This window comes from Microcystis sp. M179S2 (assembly GCF_020245805.1).
GTDB lineage: Bacteria > Cyanobacteriota > Cyanobacteriia > Cyanobacteriales > Microcystaceae > Microcystis > Microcystis aeruginosa.
The window spans coordinates 1-18,672 of sequence record NZ_JADBUE010000069.1 but is presented as its reverse complement, the minus strand read 5'-3'; the positions used below and the strand labels follow the sequence as shown (position 1 = coordinate 18,672).

The following is an 18,672-nucleotide window of genomic DNA, read 5'->3' as shown; positions in this document are numbered from 1 at the left end:
ATTGCCTTTTGCCTGTTCTGATATGTAGCCTATACTCAACTGATAACTGATAACTGATAACTGATAACTGATAACTCAGGTTAATTAACTATTTTTCGCCTCTAATTTGGTCAAACGACTTTTAAGTTCCTGATTTTCCTGTTTCATTTTTTCTAATTCCTCGCGAATTTCCTGAATTGCTTTCTCGGAACCTAATTTTTTCTGGACTTTTTGTACTGCTTCCTCCGCTACACGACGGACGCGACCATCGGGAGTTCGATCGCTCAAAGCTTGTAAAATAGCGATAGCTTTGGCATTTTCTATCTGTCCTAAAGCGTTACACACTGCCACTTGCGTCAAGAAAAAAGTCTCCTTGGCAATGGTTTCTAAACGTTCCAAAATTACGGTTAATTTGTCGGTGGTTTGTCCGGAAGAAATCGCTCCCAGGGCGCGGATAGCCCCTAATCTCAGGGGTTGAGGCGTGCCTAAAGCCGTGTAGGTCAAAATTGACTCCAAAGCCGCCGACGAGGTTTTTAACTGGCTTAAACCCCCAATTGCGCCCGCTCTTACTACCTCATTCCACCCCTTTCTTAACTGTAAAACATGATTGAGCAGGTCAATAATTTCCCCTTCTTTATTTTGCAATTGTCCCACGGCCATGGAGCCTAATCCTCGCGCCGCGGCCGCTTCCACATAATAACTAGCATCTCCAGTTTCTAATAGGGATTTAAGCGCATTATAACTATCTAAGGTTTTAATTTCACTTAATCCCTCGACAATTGCCCGACGGACTTGTGCTTTTTCATCGTTTAAACCTTTAATTAAAGCAGTAACCGCCTGATCTAAACCAAGAGTTGCTAACTGTTTGGCCACCTCCACACGCACCCCCCAAAAAGGCTCATTTTCTAGGGATGTCCCTAAAGCTTCGATCGCTTCTAAACCGCCTTTTTTAGCAATGGCTATGGCTGCATAGATACGGGAAATTGGATCGGGATCCTGTTGTAATTGCGCTTTTAATTCACCGATGGGATACTCAAGAGTGACGGTTTTGAGGAAATTATTACCCCGATCGAACTTGACAAAATCGGGCTTTTGTGCTAGGGGAAAATAGAAAGTTTGTTCTTTTTGGTGAATCCGCAGATTGTAGGTAATATCCTCAGAGTTGAGATAGGCAAAAGCGACGGGAATTTTCAAGTCGAATAGTTCTTTTTCGTCCTGGGTTTGGGTGACAGTTAATTGGGCTAAATTATTCTGATTGTCCCAACTGTAGGCCACCTTATAATCGGGATGACCACCGCGATAAACGTACTGATCAAAAAGGAATAATAAATTGTACCCGGTCGCTTTTTCGATCGCCCGTAATAAGTCCACAGTTTCCACGGTTTTATGGGCATTATCTCGCACAAAAGTCTGAATCGCTTTTCCGAATAAATCTTCCCCTAAAATAGAGCGGATCATGTGATAAACACAAGCACCTTTTTCGTAGAGATGACGATCATAAAGTTCGATCGCTTCTCGATAAACATGAGTAACAATCGGACGACGATAGCGGGAAGTATCTTCTTCTAAATAACTTCTTGCTTCCCCTAATAAATAATAACTAGCAGCAGCTTTTCCGTATTCCGATTCTGTCCATAAAACCTCAGAATAGGAGGCCATTCCCTCTTTAATCCAAGCGTGAGACCAGTGTTTAATTACCACTAAATCACCGAACCATTGATGAGCTAATTCATGGGCAACTAAGCTTTCTGTCCAAGTATGATCGATGCTGGCTCTTTGATCAATTAAACAGCGATCGGTTAAAATTGTGGTGGAGGTATTTTCCATCCCACCAAAAATAAAATCATCTACACAAACTTGCGCGTATTTGGGATAGGGATAGGGATAACCAAACTTTTGGCTAAAAAACTCGATCATGCGGGGAGTTTTACCCATACTTCTTTGGCCCTCTTCTTCCCGTCCTTTTTCCACATAATAAGTGACAGGAACACCATTCCATGAGTCGCATAATTCGGCAAAATATCCCACCGCAAGAGTCATTAAATAGGTAGGATGAATTTGCTTTTGTGACCAGTGATAAATTCGTTCTTCACCAACGGTTGCCACCGAGATTAATTCCCCGTTAGAAATAGCGATATAGGGTTGGGGAATTTTCACCCGAATTTCGGAAGTGGCTAATTGGCCGGGGTAATCAAAACAGGGAAACCAAAAGCGAGAATCTTCATCTTCTCCCTGGGTCCAAACTTGCATCGGTTTATCGGGATAATATTCGTCGGGGCCGATAAAATATAATCCCCGTTGTGGTTGCTTAACCTGATAGTTAATCGTCAGGATAATCGGTTTATCGGTAGTGGGTTGCAGCAGATGAATGGTCAGAAGAGAACGATCATAGTCAAAGGGTTGACTGATACCTTCAATGAACACAGAATTAATATTTAAATCCACCGCATCCAGAGTTAAACTGCTAATTCCCTGACGAATGGGGGTGAGGGTAATCTGACAGCTGCCCTGAAAACTTTGTTGGGGAATATCAATAATTAAATCGAGAAAAATATGATTAACTTGTCCGGGTCGATCGGGGTTATAATGGGGTTTAGCCCCGGGTAACTCAAAGGGTTGACGCTGATTATTTTCCGTGTCGATGGTGAGATGAGACATATTAGCCCTAACTTGCTGATTTTTGTCCGGTAAACTTAAATTAACACGATCGGTCGTCCCTTTCCTTGCTAATAATAATCCCACCCCTATGAATCTCCCTTCCTTTCTCTGGTTATGGAAAATTGCCGCTTGGTCGATGGGATTTGCTCTCTTTGCCTATTTTTTATTAGCGGTTTCGGGGGTAAACATGGGTTATCGACGACTTGCGGGCCAATCTCGACCGAAATGGTTAAGATCCTTTCATCTCCTCAGCGGCCTGATCATGGTTGCTTTGGTCTTAATTCTACTGGGAATCGGATTAGTGGGAACAATCGGTCATTATGGCAGTTTAGGCCACTCTTCCCACCTGATAGCGGGTTTATCGGTGGTTTTTCTGGTTTTTGTTTCGGCAATTAGCGGCCTGAACATTACAACTCGTCCACCTCTAGCGCGGTCTCTCCACATCGGCACTAATCTTTTATTGTTTCTGGGTTTTCTTTTTGTTACCCTAACAGGATGGGATGTGGTCCAAAAATATCTACAATAAAAATAGTCGGCGATCGAGTGGAGACTGTTTGATCGAGAAAAACTAGCTATCTCATCCCGAAAAATCGCTTTTTAGTGACAGAATACTCACCCCCAAATCATTATGCAAACCGTCGAATCACAAGCTATTAACACGATGTCAGTGCCAAAAAAAGGGCTACCGGTAACAATTATTACTGGGTTTCTTGGTAGTGGTAAGACTACTCTCCTCAATCATATTCTCAGCAATCAACAGGGATTAAAAACTGCTGTTCTTGTCAATGAATTCGGTGAAATCGGTATCGATAATGAACTGATTATCAGTAGTGATGACAGCATGGTAGAATTAAATAATGGCTGTATTTGCTGCACGATCAACGAGGATTTAATTCAAGCAGTTTATAAAATTCTCGAACGTCCCGAAAAAATCGATTATTTAGTCGTAGAAACCACGGGATTAGCCGATCCTTTACCGGTAGCTTTAACCTTTTTAGGTACAGAATTACGGGAAATGACCCGTTTAGATTCCATTGTCACTATGGTGGATTGTGCCAATTTTAGTCTCGATTTATTCAACTCGCAAGCGGCCTTAAGTCAAATCACCTACGGTGATATTATTGTTCTCAATAAAACCGATCTAGTGGATGAAGCGGATGTGGATTCTTTAGAAATAAGAATCCGGGACATGAAGCAAGGAGCGAGAATTCTTCGTACTAGCAAAAGTCAGGTTCCTTTACCCTTAATTCTCAGCGTCGGACTATTTGAATCGGATAAATATTTCGACACAGAAGAAGAACACCACGACCATGATCACCACGACCACGATCACGACCATTGCGATCATGATCACGATCATCATCACCACGATCATGATCATCACGACCATTCCAATCATTTAGAGGTAGATGGATTTACTTCTATTTCCTTTGCTAGTGACCAACCTTTTTCGATTCGGAAGTTCCAATATTTCCTCGATAATCAGTTACCGGAAAGCGTTTTCCGCGCTAAGGGGATTCTCTGGTTTGATGAAAGTCCTAAACGTCATATTTTTCACCTCAGTGGCAAACGTTTTACTCTCGAAGACGACGAATGGAAAGGTACTCCCAAAAATCAGCTAGTTCTTATCGGTCAAAATCTCGATCATGAAACCCTAAAAGAACAGATTAACAGTTGTCTCATTTTACCTGCTGTCAATCGCGGTAAAGGATTTGGCAAATAAACCCCGTGGGGGTGTTAGCCTAGGGTAACGCACCCCCATCACCCAAATTCCCCACTTCCCCACTACCCCACTTCCCCCAATTATTTATTTTTATTCGGGTACTTTTCCCCCTAAAGATTCCACGATCGATCGAGTATTTTCTTTCAGCATTTTTACATAACTATCCCCTCCAGTACCCACCGCGCCGATCGAATCAGAATATAATTGTTGTGGTGCTAATTTTACCCCCGCTTCTGCGGCTACAGTGGTAATTAAAGCGGGATTAATAGTCGTCTCGGCAAAGATAGCAGGAACCTGGAGATTTTTAATAGCATCGGCTAAATTTTTCACCGTTTGGGCGCTTGGTTGTTCTTCGGTACTAATGCCAATTAAAGTTCCCGCTACTTTTAACCCGTAGGCATGAGCATAATACTGAAAAGCGTCATGAGTGGTGACTAATTGCCTTTGGGAAGGGGGGATAGTTTCAATAGCCACAGTAATCCAGCGATCAAGATTTTCTAATTCCCTGATTAATTGGGCGGCATTTTCAGTAAAAATCTCTTTATCTTCGGGACTTAATTCAATCAATTGATCTCGGATTTTTTCCACCATGATTATGCCATTTTTTGCCGAACCCCAAACATGGGGATCGGGTACTTTCTGCCCCTCTTTTTCCAGTTGTAAAGGTGTAATGGCTTCTCCCACAGCCACTTTTTTAGCTTTAACTGCCGTAGAATTGATCATTTTAATTAACCCCGGTTCGAGATTATAACCGTTATAGAGAATTAAATCGGCTTTTTCTAAAGCCACACTATCGGCGGGAACCGGTTCATAAACGTGGGGATCATCCCCTGGTTTTAAAATGTCTTGATGGTCAATTTCTTCACCGCCCACTCCTGCGGTTAAATCGGCGATAATTGTGCTGGTGGAGATTACCTTGGGTTTTTGGTTATCGGTGGTGTTAACTGAGGGATTACAAGCAACCAATCCCAAAAATAAACAGGATAAAATTAGTTTTTTCATCGGGAAATAGAGATGAGGGTTTAGAGGTTAGATATGGGGGGAAATGGCATTGATATCTATCTTGATTTTTTTCCTGACTAAAGACTCCTTTTACCATTAAAATAGAGAATAGAGAAGGTGTAAATTCAAAAGACATGGATAACCAAGCCCCGATTAAACTACCGAAAACCAGCGAATCCGACCACCTCAAGCGCATTCGTCACACCACCTCCCATGTTATGGCCATGGCGGTGCAGAAATTATTCCCGAAAGCCCAAGTTACTATCGGGCCTTGGACTGAAACCGGATTTTACTACGATTTTGATGTGCCGGAACCTTTTACCGATAAGGATCTCAAGGACATCAAAAAAGAGATGGTCAAAATTATCAATAAAAAACTGCCGGTGATTCGCGAGCAAGTTTCTCGGGAAGAGGCGGAAAAGCGCATTAAAGCGATTAATGAAGCCTATAAGCTGGAAATTCTGGCGGGAATTCAAGAACCCATCACCCTTTATCATCTTGGTGACGCTTGGTGGGATTTGTGCGCCGGTCCGCATCTAGATAATACAAGCGAACTAGACCCAAAAGCGATCGAATTAGAGACGGTAGCGGGTGCTTATTGGCGTGGGGATGAGAATAAAGCCCAATTACAGCGCATTTACGGCACAGCTTGGGAAAATCCCCAACAATTAGCCGAATACAAGCGCCGTAAGGAAGAGGCCCTCAAACGGGACCATCGGAAATTAGGCAAAGAATTAGGTTTATTTATTTTCTCTGATTCTGTCGGGCCGGGGTTGCCTTTATGGACACCAAAAGGAACTTTAATTCGTTCTTTGTTAGAAGATTTTCTCAAAAAAGAACAGTTAAAACGCGGTTATTTACCCGTAGTTACTCCCCATATTGCTCGCGTCGATTTGTTTAAAATTTCCGGTCACTGGCAAAAGTACAAAGAAGATATGTTTCCCATGATGGCAGACGATGAGGAATCTGCTGGTAAAGAAATAGGATTTGTCCTCAAACCGATGAACTGTCCTTTTCATATTCAAATCTATAAAAGTGATTTGAGATCCTATCGGGAATTGCCGATGCGTTTGGCAGAATTCGGTACAGTTTATCGTTACGAACAATCGGGAGAATTGGGGGGGTTAACTAGAGTTCGCGGTTTTACCGTGGATGATTCCCATTTGTTTGTCACTCCCGAACAATTAGACAAGGAATTTTTAAGCGTTGTTGATTTAATTTTGACGGTGTTTAAGAGTTTACAATTAAAGAATTTTAAGGCGCGATTGAGTTTTCGTGACCCCGAATCGGATAAGTATATCGGTTCCGATGAAGCTTGGGAAAAGGCACAATCAGCGATTAGAAAAGCGGTGCAAACTTTGGGGATGGATTATTTTGAAGCCCCCGGAGAAGCGGCTTTTTATGGTCCCAAATTAGACTTTATTTTCCAAGATGCCCTCGAAAGAGAATGGCAGTTAGGAACGGTACAGGTAGATTATAATTTACCCGAACGTTTTGAACTAGAATACGTTGCTGAAGATGGTAATCGTAAACGTCCGGTGATGATTCATCGCGCACCCTTTGGTTCTTTGGAACGTTTAATCGGTATTTTAATCGAAGAATACGCAGGCGATTTTCCTCTTTGGTTAGCTCCTGTCCAGATACGATTATTACCGGTTAGTGATACTCAATTGGATTACGCTAAAGAGGTGACAGCGAAAATGCAGTTGTTAGGAATTCGCGCCGAAACCGATACCAGTGGCGAACGTTTGGGTAAAATGATTCGCAATGCTGAAACCGCAAAAATCCCCGTGATGGCAGTGGTGGGGGCCAAAGAAATGGAAAGTAATAGTTTAAGTATTCGCACCCGTGCCACGGGCGATTTAGGAGTAATTAGCGTCGAGGAAGTGGTGGCAAAATTAGAAAGTGCCATCCAAAATCACGGTAATTTTTAAGCGTTTGCTCATCTCATTCTATGGGGCAGAAAATATTTCTGTCCCAGTATTTTTTATCAAGCGAGGAGATTTTTCTTGATTATCCTTTAGGTATCGTCATCTTTTTGAAAGGGATTTTCCCCAATGCCTAGGCCTTTTTTGCTCTGTTTTAAGTCTTTCCAGAGAGCTTTAATTTTTTGATAGGCTTCTAGAGAACTGATTTTGCCCCCCGTTTCCAGATTACAAATAAAACTGACTTTTTGGGCAAATTCCTGTAAATTGGCGTTAAATAGCAAGTTTTCTGGCTTAAATTCTCCATAGTAGGGGGCGCGAGGATAGAGAAAATCCTCCTTGCGGCGATCGGGGAGATTCGGGTTATCATCGTTAGGAGGATTCTGGTTCATAGGGCGATGGCGGGTAATTTTGCGGAATTTCTTTAGATTTTTCGGTAATGGTAATGGGAGATAATATCAATTGTTGGCTATGATTGAGGATTCAAGTAAAAACTTGGCTGATTCGCCAAAAGTTGACCCCTGGTATCGTGACACTTTTTGGTTATAGGTTAAGGTTCGATCGTCAAATGTTGACAGTTATCTTTAAGCAGCAATTATACATTATTTTTTTTCAACGATCATCTCCCCGATGATATAAATTTTTTGTCTAGGTTGATCGCCAAAATTTGCTGCTGCCGCTATCTGATTAACCATCGATTTTCGTTTATCAATGCCGAGGATGATAACTATGGAAAAACTCTATGAAGGTAAGGCCAAAATTCTCTATCAAACCGAGGATCCTGATATTCTCCTCACTTATTACAAAGACGATGCCACCGCTTTTAATGCCCAAAAACGCGGGCAAATTGTCGGCAAAGGAGAAATTAACTGTACTGTCTCCACTGCCCTATTTCAATGGTTAGAATCCCTAGGAATACCTACCCATTATATCGATCGCCCTAGTTCTAGGGAAATGCGTGTCAAGGCGATTAAAATTATCCCTTTGGAGGTAGTAGTCAGAAATATCGCCGCCGGGAGTTTGTGCAAGCAAACGGGATTAGAGGAGGGGAAAGTTTTACCTTTTCCTCTTGTAGAATTTTACCTCAAGGATGACGCTTTGGGCGATCCTTTGTTAACAACCGATCGCATAAAAGTGATCGATATTGCCAGCGAGGATCAAGTCAATCAGTTACGAGATTTAGCCCTGCGAATTAATCAATATCTGCAAGAATTTTTCGATAAGTGCCAGATTATTCTCGTCGATTTCAAGTTAGAATTTGGAGTTGATAAAACGGGCAAAATTTATCTAGGTGATGAAATTAGCCCCGATACCTGTCGTCTCTGGGATAAAACCCAAGAGGATGCCCAAGCGCGCATTCTCGATAAGGATCGTTTTCGTCGCGATTTAGGAGATGTGGAAACTGCCTATCAACAAGTACAAGCAAGAGTTTTACAACAGATAGAGAGTTTATAACTTTGGGGTGTGTTAGCGAGCGCGTAACGCACCTTAGATAGAGGGTTTATAACTTTGGGGTGTGTTAGCGAGCGCGTAACGCACCTTAGATAGAGAGTTTATAACCGTAGGGTGTGTTAGCGAGCGCGTAACGCACCTTAATTGAGATTAGCAATTTAATAATTTATGTCAAGAAGAATTATCGGGTTAACAGGGGGAATAGCCTGTGGTAAATCCACGGTTTCCAATTATTTAGAAAATATCTACAAAATTCCTGTCCTTGATGCGGATATTTATGCCCGGGAAGCAGTGGAAAAAGGTTCGGCAATTTTAGAGAGAATTTTTCAGCGTTATGGCAGAAAAGTTAAAACTGAGGATAATTCCCTTAATCGCCAACAGTTAGGAGAGATTATTTTTAATAATCCCGAGGAAAAAATCTGGTTAGAAAGTCAGATTCATCCCTACGTTAGAGAATGTTTTAAGCGGCATTTAGAGCAGTTAGAAGCCCCGATAGTTGTTTTTTCTGTTCCTTTATTATTGGAAGCCAAATTAACCCATTTAGTCACGGAGATTTGGGTGGTTTCATGCAGTTTCGAGCAACAAATTCAACGCTTAACGACTAGAAATAACTTAACTAGAGAACAAGCGATCGCTCGGATTAATAATCAAATGCCTTTAGCCGAAAAAATTGCCTTAGCTGATATTGTTTTGGACAATTCCGGGGATTTAGAAGCTTTATATACCCAGATCGATCGAGCTATAAGTAGCTGGTTAGAATTAAATTGAAGATAGATTTTGGGTTCGATCCCCCCTTAATCCCCCCTTGATAAGGGGGGAAACTGATAGTTTTTAACACCTAACTACTTACAATAGGGATTAATTTTAAAACAACCAGGCAAATTTTCCCACCCCGAATTTTACATAGAGAATAATTGCCAAAACCAATAAAAATAGAAAGCCAATCATTAATAAATAGTCTTTATTGGTTAAGATTGATTCCTGTAAAAATGTGCGATCGGGATCACCAGAGAAAGCTTTAGCTTGTAGAACTACCTCTAATTTTTGCGATTTAGCCATAGCGTTTAAAATTAAAGGTACAGCGATAGAAGCGTAAATTTTTCCTTTTTGTAACCAACCCATTTTTTCTATTGCTAATCCTCGTAATCTTTGAGCAGAAATAATCGATCGAGATTCTTCTACTAGGAGAGGAAATAAGCGCAGGGTAGAGGAAAAAATAAAGACTATTTTGTAGGGAATTCTGGCTTTAGTTAAACTCACCATCATCTGATTTATATCAGTGGTAAAAATAGCGAGGGGAATAATTAAAACCATGGTGAGAGTTTTAAAGATCACATTTAAACCGTAGAGGGTTCCCTCGACAGTCATTTGAGTAGAACCGACAGTTAATAAGGGAGTTAATTCAGTTTTTCCCGTTAAAGCTTTTACCTGTTCCACATTAAAAAATCCCATGGTAATTAATAAGAATAGATAAAAAGGAGCCATGAATTTTAAAATAGTGAGGAGATAAGACCATTTTACCCCAGCCCAGAGACAAGCTAAAGCGACAATAAGAGTTAGTAAACCGCCAGCGAGGGGACTTTCCCAAGTAAAAGCGATGAGAGTAACCACGATCATCATGGTTAATTTTGTCCGAAAATCTAGGCGAGTAAAAGGAGAATCTCGATCAACGGTTTGCCAGTTAAATGATTGCATAATTAGGAAAAAAGTTAGTAAGTAGCTAGGTGTTAAAAACTGTCAGATGCCCCCCTTATTAAGGGGGGATTAAGGGGGGATCGGCACACCCCTTATTAAGGGGGGATTAAGGGGGGATATATCTTCAATTTAATTATAACTTTAAGGGAATGAGTTAATTACCCATCCCCATCAATTCCCTAGGAAGGGTTAGCAATTCTGTTCATTTGCTCTTGAATTTCGGGGTTATAAATCTGGAGATAATTCCAATAATTACCAAACACCGATTCTATATAACCCTTAGTTTCTCTAAAGGGAATATTCTCAACAAATTCATCGTGATCGCTAAAATCAAAACGCTGTTTCCATTTGGCAACTGCCCCAGGTCCGGCATTATAACTAGCCACGGCAAAAAGTGAATTTCCGGCGAATTTATCGTGGGTATAATCGAGATACCATGTCCCCATCATAATGTTATCTTCGGGATTAGTTAAAGAATAACTTTTATTGCCAGTATTACCCGCGATATATTTACCCGTATCGGGCATAATTTGCATTAATCCCACTGCCCCCACAGGAGAACGAATTTCTTTTTCAAAGCGGGATTCTTGCCGGATTAAAGCCGTCACTAGCAGGGGATTTAATTGTCTATCTTTTGACCATTGCAGGATGGTATCGTAGTAGGGGAAAGGGAATAAAGCGTGCCAGTATTTATCATTTTGTCGCAGGACTTTCCAAGCTTTCTTTTCCTCTGGGGTATCTCTTTCTCGCAAGCGCCAAATCAGGTTAATTCCTTCTAAATTTTGATTGCGAGAGAGTTTATATAAACCGAGGTTAAATTGTTCGTCAACGGTTAAATTCCAAGGATCGACAATTTCTGCTTGCCAGAGATTCCAAGCGTCCGTATCTTCACCAATTCGATATAATTCCTTGAAAGCTTCCGAACCAGCGGGGGGATCGTTACGAGTGGCGGGTTTGACGGTGGTAGGGTTATAGGAGCGGACAGTGGTAAAATCCCCCACGTCCCAACCTAATAAAACCGCCGAGCGCCAAGCATAATAGGAATGGGGATGACGAGAAATAGTGTAGGTAAAAGCTTGTTTTGCTTCTTGGTTTTTTCCTAGTTTTTGCGCCCATTTTCCCACCCAAAAGGCTGCTTTCGGAGCAGTTTGACTATCGGAATTATTAACTGCAATTGGCTGCGCCCACTGCCACGCCTTGGCGTAATCACCGGATTTAGCGGCTCTTTGGGCCATTAACCAGCGATAATCGGCGGCTTCGTCGGATTTTGGGTATTTATTTAATAAAGTCTGCCATGTTTGACTAGCGGCCTGGGCATTAGTTGAGTCCAGTAATTTGGCTTTCGCTTCCAAAGCTTCCGGGGCGCGATCGGGAAATTGCTTGACAATGCGATCGAGATATGCTATAGCATCGCGGTTAGGAGAAATTTGGGCGAGTCGCAGTAATCCTAAACCGGTTTCTGGGGCCTGGGGATAGGTTTTAATTAATTTTTGGTAAGCGGTGCGAGCTTCTGGCAGTTTTTTGGCAATTTGTAGCCCGCGGGCGTAACGATAGGCTTGTTCGGGGCTAGGAGTGGCTTTAGCGTAGGCTTTATAGGCTTTTTCGTACAATCCCGACTGCCAATAACCCGCCCCAATCATTGCCCAATCCGCCGGAGTTAACTGCTCGGCGTAGTCTTTCACCAAACGATCGCGGGCTTGATTGAGGGTAGGATCAAAAGGATTAGCCTTGGCTAACTGCAACCATAAGGGAAATTGATCGGGATTTTCTTGAAGACGTTGGCGAATTAAAGCCAAAGTACGCGGGTGTCGGGGGTATTCCTTGAGCAATTTTTCATGATAACTGGGGTCGTATTTGCCCAAAGAGTAGTAAGCTTCCGCCACTACGGGCGATTGGGGATAGGTTTCCAGTAATTTTTGCCAAATTTCTCGCGCTCTTTCACTATCATTGCTTAATTCGTGGGCGCGTCCCTGTTTGAGGAGAATCTGGGGAGCGAGGACAGGATATTGTTTTTCTAAGCCTTCTAATTGTTTTAAAGCCGGACCCCCTTCATATTTTCTCAATAAATCCATGGCCAGGAGATAGCGGGCGCGACTACGATCTAAAGAGGGCGCGTTGGCATCGGCAACATCTTTTAACTTGACATCTCGCTCGGTTTGTGGTAAGGAAGCGCTATCAACCACGGCAGAGGGTTGGTTAGGATCTTGGCTAGGAAGCGAAGCACTATTGCGATCGAGCCAAGCGAGAAGTTTCGGGTGAAAGAGAAAGAGACTGGTGAGAGTAAAAAGCGCAACCCCAGAACCTAGTCCAAGAATGAGCGGGGTGTGAGGGGGGAATTTCTTAAACATTACCTTATTCAAGACAGTAACTCAACATACATTATCAGTGATCGTGGTGACAGGTTGTTTGTTTCAATCAGGTTGGGGAAGTGGGGTGTGGGGTGTGGGGAAGTGGGGTGTGGGGGGATGGGAAGGATAAATAAAAATAATCTCCTGTCTCGGAGTCTCCTGTCTCGGAGTCTCCTGTCTCCTATCTCCTATCTCCTATCTCCTGACTCCTGACTCCTGATCACTGATCACTGAGATATGGTACGCTAAACAGGATTTAAGTATTATTAATGATTGCTATGAAACAAGGCGGCGTGACGGTTTGGTTAACGGGATTGAGCGGTGCGGGGAAAAGCACGATTACCGAGGCATTACAGGCAAAATTAATCGCTGAAGGTTATTCCATTGAAGTTCTCGATGGCGATGTAGTACGGACGAACCTCACCAAAGGTTTAGGATTTAGTAAAGAGGATCGCGATGAAAATATCCGTCGCATTGGTTTTGTGTCTAATTTGCTCACCCGTCACGGTGTGATTGTCCTAGTTTCGGCTATTTCTCCCTATCGTGAGATTCGCGAGGAAGTACGGCAAAAAATTGGCAGTTTTGTCGAAGTTTTCGTGAATGCTCCCTTAAATGTCTGTGAGGCGCGCGATGTGAAAGGATTATATAAAAGAGCGCGTGCTGGCGAAATCAAGTCTTTTACGGGAATTGATGATCCCTATGAACCACCTTTTAACCCGGAAGTGGAATGCCGCACCGATTTAGAGACTTTAGAGGAAAGTGTCGCCAAAGTCTGGAACAAATTGACGGAATTAGGCTACATTCATCAAGCTGTGGCGGTTTAATCGCAGCATAACTTTGTCTTGTTGGAAAATATCGTAGGGACGTGGACTACAAACGTCTCTACATCCTGATTAACCCCTTAAGCAAATTTGTTAGTCAATCTCCTTTTCTTCAGTACCTAAGCAAAGTTAATTATACCTCTGAGTAAACCTCTGTCCAAAGTGAAAGAGAGCCTAAACAGTAATCAGTGATCAGTAAACAGTAAGTAGGGAGGCACAATTATTTGTAGGATGGGTTAGCGGTAGCGTAATCCATGGGTGTGTTGGGTTTCATGCTTCAACCCAACCTACGTTCTGATAACTGATAACTGATAACTGTCTCGACTAGCAAATTAATTTTGCAGGAATACTTATATTTAAAGGCGCTAAATTATTTTGAAATCTCGCTCTAGTTATTGGAACCTCATTCCCTATCTCCGTCCCCAAACCCAAACAATTATTTTGGCGTTTATCTGTACGATCGGATTTACGGTATTTTGGCCGATTTTAGCTTGGTTAGCCGGACAAATGGCCAGATATATCGGCGAGGGAAATGTGCAAGCATTGGCGACACTTTCGGGGGTGGGGGCAGTGGTTTTTTTACTGCGGGGAATGTCTCAGTATGGGCAAGATTCCCTGATGGCAAAAGCTTCTTTAAAAATTGCCCTCGAATTAAGAAAAAAAGTTTATGCACACCTGCAAACCCTCGGTTTAAATTACTTTGAAACTGCGAAAACTGGTGATTTATCCTATCGTTTAACGGAAGATATTGATCGCATTGGGGAAGTAATTAACAAATTTTTCCATGATTTTATCCCCTCAGCCTTACAGTTAATTGTCGTCTTTGCCTATATGTTTATTGTTAACTGGCAATTGACGATCGCTGTCATTATTATCGCTCCTTTGTTGGGAGTTTTGGTGGGATTTTTTGGTGAAAAATTATTACAATATGCTCGTCGCGCCCAAGCGAAAATATCTAATCTTTCTGCGTTATTAACCGAAGTTTTTAGCGGTATTCGTGTGGTGCAAGCTTTCGCTGCTGAAGATTATCAAACCGAGCTTTTTGCCCAAGAAGCGGAGGAAAATCGCCGCGCTCAATACCTATCAGAATCCACCAAAGCTTTACAATACGTCGTGGTGGGATTCTTACAAGCTCTCGGTGTCATCTTTTTATTCTTTCTCGCTGGTTGGCAAATTTCCCAAAAGAATTTAACTGGAATTGACTTTGTTAGTTATGTGGCAGCGGTGGCAATGTTAATCGATCCCATCGCCCATATTACCAGTAATTATAATCAATTTAAACAGGGGCAAGCCTCCATGGATCGGATTTTTGAATTGTTAGCTATTTTGCCAACAATTACCGAAAAACCGAATGCGATCGAGTTGCCACTCCATAGCAAAGAAGTTGAATATTGTCAAGTAAATTTTTCTTACAATGAGGACAGACAGGTTTTAAAAAATATTAATTTTACTGCACACGCTGGCGAAATGATTGCTTTAGTGGGAGCATCGGGAGCGGGAAAAACCACTTTAGTTAATCTTTTATTGCGTTTTTATGACCCCACTTCCGGCAAGATTTTAATCGATGGGGTGGATATTCGTGATGTGACTTTAAAAAGTCTCCGGCGACAAATTGGCGTAGTTTTACAGGAAAATATTCTCTTTTCTGGCACTATAGCCCAAAATATCGCTTTTGGTCAGGGAGATTTTAATCTGCAAGAGGTGGAAAAAGCGGCAAAAATTGCTAATGCTCATCAATTTATCAGTGAACTTTCTCAGGGTTACTATACCTATGTGGGAGAAAGGGGTGTTAATTTATCGGGTGGACAAAGACAAAGAATCGCCATCGCGCGAGCGGTTTTATCTAATCCGAGAATTTTAATCTTAGATGAAGCGACTTCCGCGCTCGATTCGGAATCGGAAGCTTTAGTGCAGGAAGCTTTAGAAAGAATTATGACGGAGCGCACAGTATTTGTTATTGCTCACCGATTAGCAACTGTCAGAAAAGCTAACCGTATTTTAGTCTTAGAAAAGGGTGAAATTATCGAGGTGGGTAATCACGAGGAGTTATTAAATCTTAATGGTCGTTACGCTCAATTTCATGCTAGACAATTTCAGGATTAGTCTATTTGGCGTTAAGAGTTGGGCATTATTTCTGATTTTATCACTCAAGCCAAGTTTTTGGGGGGTTCTACCCCCCAAACCCCTAGGGTTGATTCAAGGTAGGGTTGATTCAAGGTAGGGTTGATTCAAGGTAGGGTTGATTCATGAATCAACCCTACCCGTCGGGGGACGAAGTGCCTCCCCCAAACCCCGCAGCCCAACTACTTAGGGTTTTTTTCGGGGAATTCCTCGCAAGGCTAAAACATCATCGAGGGTGGAACAATAGTTTTTTAAACCAAAATCGTCAGGAGTATAGGTTTTAACGTGGGTGAAGTGGCGATAATTCATGGCAAAGCGGTCCCATGGTTCCATCTGCAAGTTAAAAACTTTGATAAAAAAGTTAGCAATGGTTAAAGATAAAGGAATGCGAAAGTAGATTTTTTTGTTTAAATAAGTGCAGATTTCCTCCACTGCTTGGTTAGCTGTTGTGCGTTGATTGCCTAGGACAATTTTGCTTTCTGGTGCGGGATTTTCGATTAAATAATTCACCACTTGAGCTATATCTTTGGCATGGATAAAATGAAAACTGCCATCAGCTTGAAACCAACGCACTAAACCGATATATTTCAACACATCCGGTAAACCCCCATAGATATGAGAATAGGGTTTATTTTCGTCACCACCTAAGACAAAAGTGGGGTATAAAGTGATAATTTTATCGGCGATTTCTAGGTGAGCAAATTTACTATAACAAATATATTTAGTGCGGATATAATTAGTTCCTATTTCCCCAGCTTCGGGCAAAGGTTGATTATTTTGATTGAGAATGCTGGCGGTAGAAAAGTAGAGGACTTTCTCGCAGATTTGAGCATCTAAATAACTAATTAATTCTAGGGTTTTTACCACATTAATCTGATAACTTTCCTCCTCTCCTCCCCAACTGGTAGCGATTAAAACCGCTATATTCATTGTTTTTAAAAGCTCCGCATATACCCCAATATTTTGCATATCGCCTAAAAGTATATGAACATTTGATCGCCCTTGGTAACTAAATTTTAACTTTTCTGGATTACGCAATAAAAAATATAATTCATAGTCGGGATTTTCCAGTAAAATCTCGGCGATATAATGTCCAATACAGCCACTCACACCCGTTAGAAATATTTTTTTCATTATTTTAATTGATCCGGCAGAATTTAGGGGACAGTTTGAAAGTAAAAAGTAAAAATGGTGTTGGGGTTTTAGGGTTTTAGGGTTTTAGGGTTTTAGGGTTTTAGTTGAATTTCCCCATTTCCCCATTCCCCCATTTCCCCATTTCCCCATCCCCTGTTCCCTGTTCCCTAGTCCTGATAACTAAATTGTTTAGCGGTTTCAAAGAAGAAACGCACGTTATCTTCAGGAGTTCCCACCAAAACACCATGACCTAAATTAAGAATATGACCTTGATTACCTGCTTTACGAATAGTATCAAGAATCCGCTCGCGAATAAAAGACTGGGAACCGAATAAAACCCCCGGATCGATATTACCTTGAACCATCATCGCTTTACCTAAACGCTGTCTCGCTTCCGCCATATCGACAGTCCAATCGACGCTAATAATATCAACCCCCGATTTACCCATTCTTTCCAAAACGCCGGCGCTGCCACTAATGTAGAGAATTAACGGTGTATCGGGATGGGTTTCTTTCACCAAACGAACTACTTTTTGTTGATAGGGTAAGGCAAAAACATCGTAATCTTGGGGAGTTAATTGACCCGCCCAAGAGTCGAACATTTGTACCACTTGCGCCCCACAATCGATTTGATAACGGACATAGGTGGCAATCATATCCGCTAATTTATCTAAAAATTGGTGCAGTACCGAGGGTTCCGAAAAAGCCATCCCTTTAATCACAGAATAACTTTTAGAACCTTTCCCTTCCACTGCATAGGCTGCTAAAGTCCAAGGCGCTCCGACAAAACCGAGGACAGTGGATTTGTTTCCCACCTCTTGACGTAGGGTTTTTAAAATCGTTTTGATAAAAGGTAAAGACTGATCGGGATCGAGGGGATTAAGTTGGTCCACCTGCGCTTGAGTACGAATGGGAGAATCGATAATCGGCCCCTTACTTTCGATAATATCAAAGGGAATACCGATTCCCGCTAGGGGAGTGAGGATATCGGAGAACATGATCACCCCATCTGGTTGAAAAGCGCGCCAAGGTTGCAGGGAGATTTCGATCGCTAAATCGGCATTTTCCGATCTTTCCCGAAAACTGGGGTATTTATCCCGCAATTCTCGATAAATCTGCATATAACGTCCTGCTTGTCTCATCATCCACACGGGAGGACGGGGTAAGATTTCTCCTTTGGCAGCGCGTAATAAATAAGGTATTTCAGGGGAGTCAGTCATATCACGATGATTATTCTATTGCCTTTTCTACGGTATCATCCCCCGTACAGCTAATTTTTCTAGTTTTTCCTTAAGAATTGTTAACGAAAATTATCCCCCTTTGCATTGAAACTGGGTACTGGAAATTGTAGTACAATCTTTTGGGTTGAGACAGGGTGTAGAGTGTAGGCAATAGGGATAAGTTGATAAAATCTCTGGCGGATTCAAAAATTCAATCTTACCGAGATTTAAGAGTTTGGCAGGAGGCCGTAAATTTAGCTGAAAGTTGCTATCGTCTCACTAAAACTTTTCCCAAAGAAGAGCTTTATAGGATGACAACACAGATTCGCCGAGCTTCAGTGTCAATAGCAGCGAATATTGCCGAGGGGTATGGACGCAAAACCAAGGGAGAATATCTGAACTTCCCCCATACATATCTACTACAATAGCCGAAAACCCTTATCCATCAATGGATACACCCATTAACTTTTCTTGATGTACCCATGTAATTTGTAATATTTCTTAATGGACAAGAATTCTCTCTATTTGCTAGAATGGTAGTCATGTATATAGAAAAAGTTCCTAACCGTAATTCCCCCCCCGCTGTCCTTCTTC

General features: G+C 41.9%; 15 protein-coding genes. 8 read left to right on the top strand and 7 right to left on the bottom strand.

Annotated elements, in window-relative coordinates; all coding sequences use genetic code 11:
* Positions 1-84 precede the first annotated feature (84 nt).
* Positions 85-2,721 carry a M1 family metallopeptidase gene (locus IM500_RS03795; RefSeq protein WP_190722448.1) on the bottom strand — a complete coding sequence of 879 codons (2,637 nt, stop codon included), beginning with the start codon at positions 2,719-2,721 and terminating at the stop codon, positions 85-87.
* Between the two features lie 4 nt (positions 2,722-2,725).
* On the opposite strand from IM500_RS03795, the gene IM500_RS03790 reads away from it, so the two are divergent.
* Together IM500_RS03790 and IM500_RS03785 are read left to right on the top strand one after the other, a co-directional pair.
* A complete protein-coding gene (locus tag IM500_RS03790) occupies positions 2,726-3,163 on the top strand; it encodes a DUF4079 domain-containing protein (protein ID WP_046660890.1) in 438 nt (145 codons plus the stop codon).
* Between the two features lie 102 nt (positions 3,164-3,265).
* Positions 3,266-4,360: a CobW family GTP-binding protein gene (locus IM500_RS03785; protein ID WP_287737750.1), complete on the top strand. Its 1,095-nt coding sequence runs from the start codon at positions 3,266-3,268 to the stop codon at positions 4,358-4,360.
* A 90-nt stretch (positions 4,361-4,450) separates the two neighbouring features.
* Here the strand turns inward: IM500_RS03785 and IM500_RS03780 are convergent, their stop codons facing one another.
* Positions 4,451-5,362 carry a metal ABC transporter solute-binding protein, Zn/Mn family gene (locus IM500_RS03780; RefSeq protein WP_287737749.1) on the bottom strand — a complete coding sequence of 304 codons (912 nt, stop codon included), beginning with the start codon at positions 5,360-5,362 and terminating at the stop codon, positions 4,451-4,453.
* Between the two features lie 134 nt (positions 5,363-5,496).
* On the opposite strand from IM500_RS03780, the gene thrS reads away from it, so the two are divergent.
* The gene (thrS, locus tag IM500_RS03775) at positions 5,497-7,296 is read left to right on the top strand and encodes a threonine--tRNA ligase (protein WP_287737748.1); all 1,800 of its coding nucleotides are present in this window, start codon (positions 5,497-5,499) and stop codon (positions 7,294-7,296) included.
* 86 nt (positions 7,297-7,382) lie between these two features.
* On the opposite strand, the gene IM500_RS03770 is transcribed toward thrS, so the two are convergent.
* Complete coding sequence (locus tag IM500_RS03770; protein ID WP_002743720.1) at positions 7,383-7,679, bottom strand: DUF7219 family protein; 297 nt, start codon at positions 7,677-7,679, stop codon at positions 7,383-7,385.
* A 337-nt stretch (positions 7,680-8,016) separates the two neighbouring features.
* Here IM500_RS03770 and purC point away from each other — a divergent pair, with 337 nt between their 5' ends.
* Both purC and coaE read left to right on the top strand, forming a co-directional pair.
* Entirely contained in the window at positions 8,017-8,742 is a 726-nt protein-coding gene (gene purC, locus IM500_RS03765) for a phosphoribosylaminoimidazolesuccinocarboxamide synthase (protein WP_277925620.1), read from the top strand.
* Positions 8,743-8,907: 165 nt separating this feature from the next.
* Positions 8,908-9,507 (top strand): dephospho-CoA kinase, encoded by a 600-nt coding sequence (gene coaE, locus IM500_RS03760; protein ID WP_190722443.1) that lies wholly within the window; start codon positions 8,908-8,910, stop codon positions 9,505-9,507.
* 96 nt (positions 9,508-9,603) lie between these two features.
* Here the strand turns inward: coaE and IM500_RS03755 are convergent, their stop codons facing one another.
* The gene (locus tag IM500_RS03755; protein ID WP_190722442.1) at positions 9,604-10,434 is read right to left on the bottom strand and encodes an energy-coupling factor transporter transmembrane component T family protein; all 831 of its coding nucleotides are present in this window, start codon (positions 10,432-10,434) and stop codon (positions 9,604-9,606) included.
* Positions 10,435-10,613: 179 nt separating this feature from the next.
* Positions 10,614-12,782, bottom strand: coding sequence for a lytic transglycosylase domain-containing protein (locus tag IM500_RS03750; RefSeq protein ID WP_287737746.1), 2,169 nt, complete (start codon positions 12,780-12,782; stop codon positions 10,614-10,616).
* A gap of 278 nt (positions 12,783-13,060) precedes the next feature.
* On the opposite strand from IM500_RS03750, the gene cysC reads away from it, so the two are divergent.
* Together cysC and IM500_RS03740 are read left to right on the top strand one after the other, a co-directional pair.
* Positions 13,061-13,606 carry an adenylyl-sulfate kinase gene (gene cysC, locus IM500_RS03745; RefSeq protein ID WP_061432214.1) on the top strand — a complete coding sequence of 182 codons (546 nt, stop codon included), beginning with the start codon at positions 13,061-13,063 and terminating at the stop codon, positions 13,604-13,606.
* 372 nt (positions 13,607-13,978) lie between these two features.
* The gene (locus IM500_RS03740; protein WP_147073660.1) at positions 13,979-15,706 is read left to right on the top strand and encodes an ABC transporter ATP-binding protein; all 1,728 of its coding nucleotides are present in this window, start codon (positions 13,979-13,981) and stop codon (positions 15,704-15,706) included.
* 204 nt (positions 15,707-15,910) lie between these two features.
* On the opposite strand, the gene IM500_RS03735 is transcribed toward IM500_RS03740, so the two are convergent.
* Positions 15,911-16,858, bottom strand: a complete 948-nt coding sequence (locus IM500_RS03735) for an NAD-dependent epimerase/dehydratase family protein (RefSeq protein ID WP_190722440.1) — start codon at positions 16,856-16,858, stop codon at positions 15,911-15,913.
* A 167-nt stretch (positions 16,859-17,025) separates the two neighbouring features.
* Complete coding sequence (gene hemE, locus IM500_RS03730) at positions 17,026-18,078, bottom strand: uroporphyrinogen decarboxylase (protein WP_190722439.1); 1,053 nt, start codon at positions 18,076-18,078, stop codon at positions 17,026-17,028.
* Between the two features lie 182 nt (positions 18,079-18,260).
* Between hemE and IM500_RS03725 the strand changes: the two genes are divergently transcribed.
* Entirely contained in the window at positions 18,261-18,506 is a 246-nt protein-coding gene (locus IM500_RS03725) for a four helix bundle protein (protein ID WP_242034663.1), read from the top strand.
* The last annotated feature ends 166 nt before the right edge of the window (positions 18,507-18,672 follow it).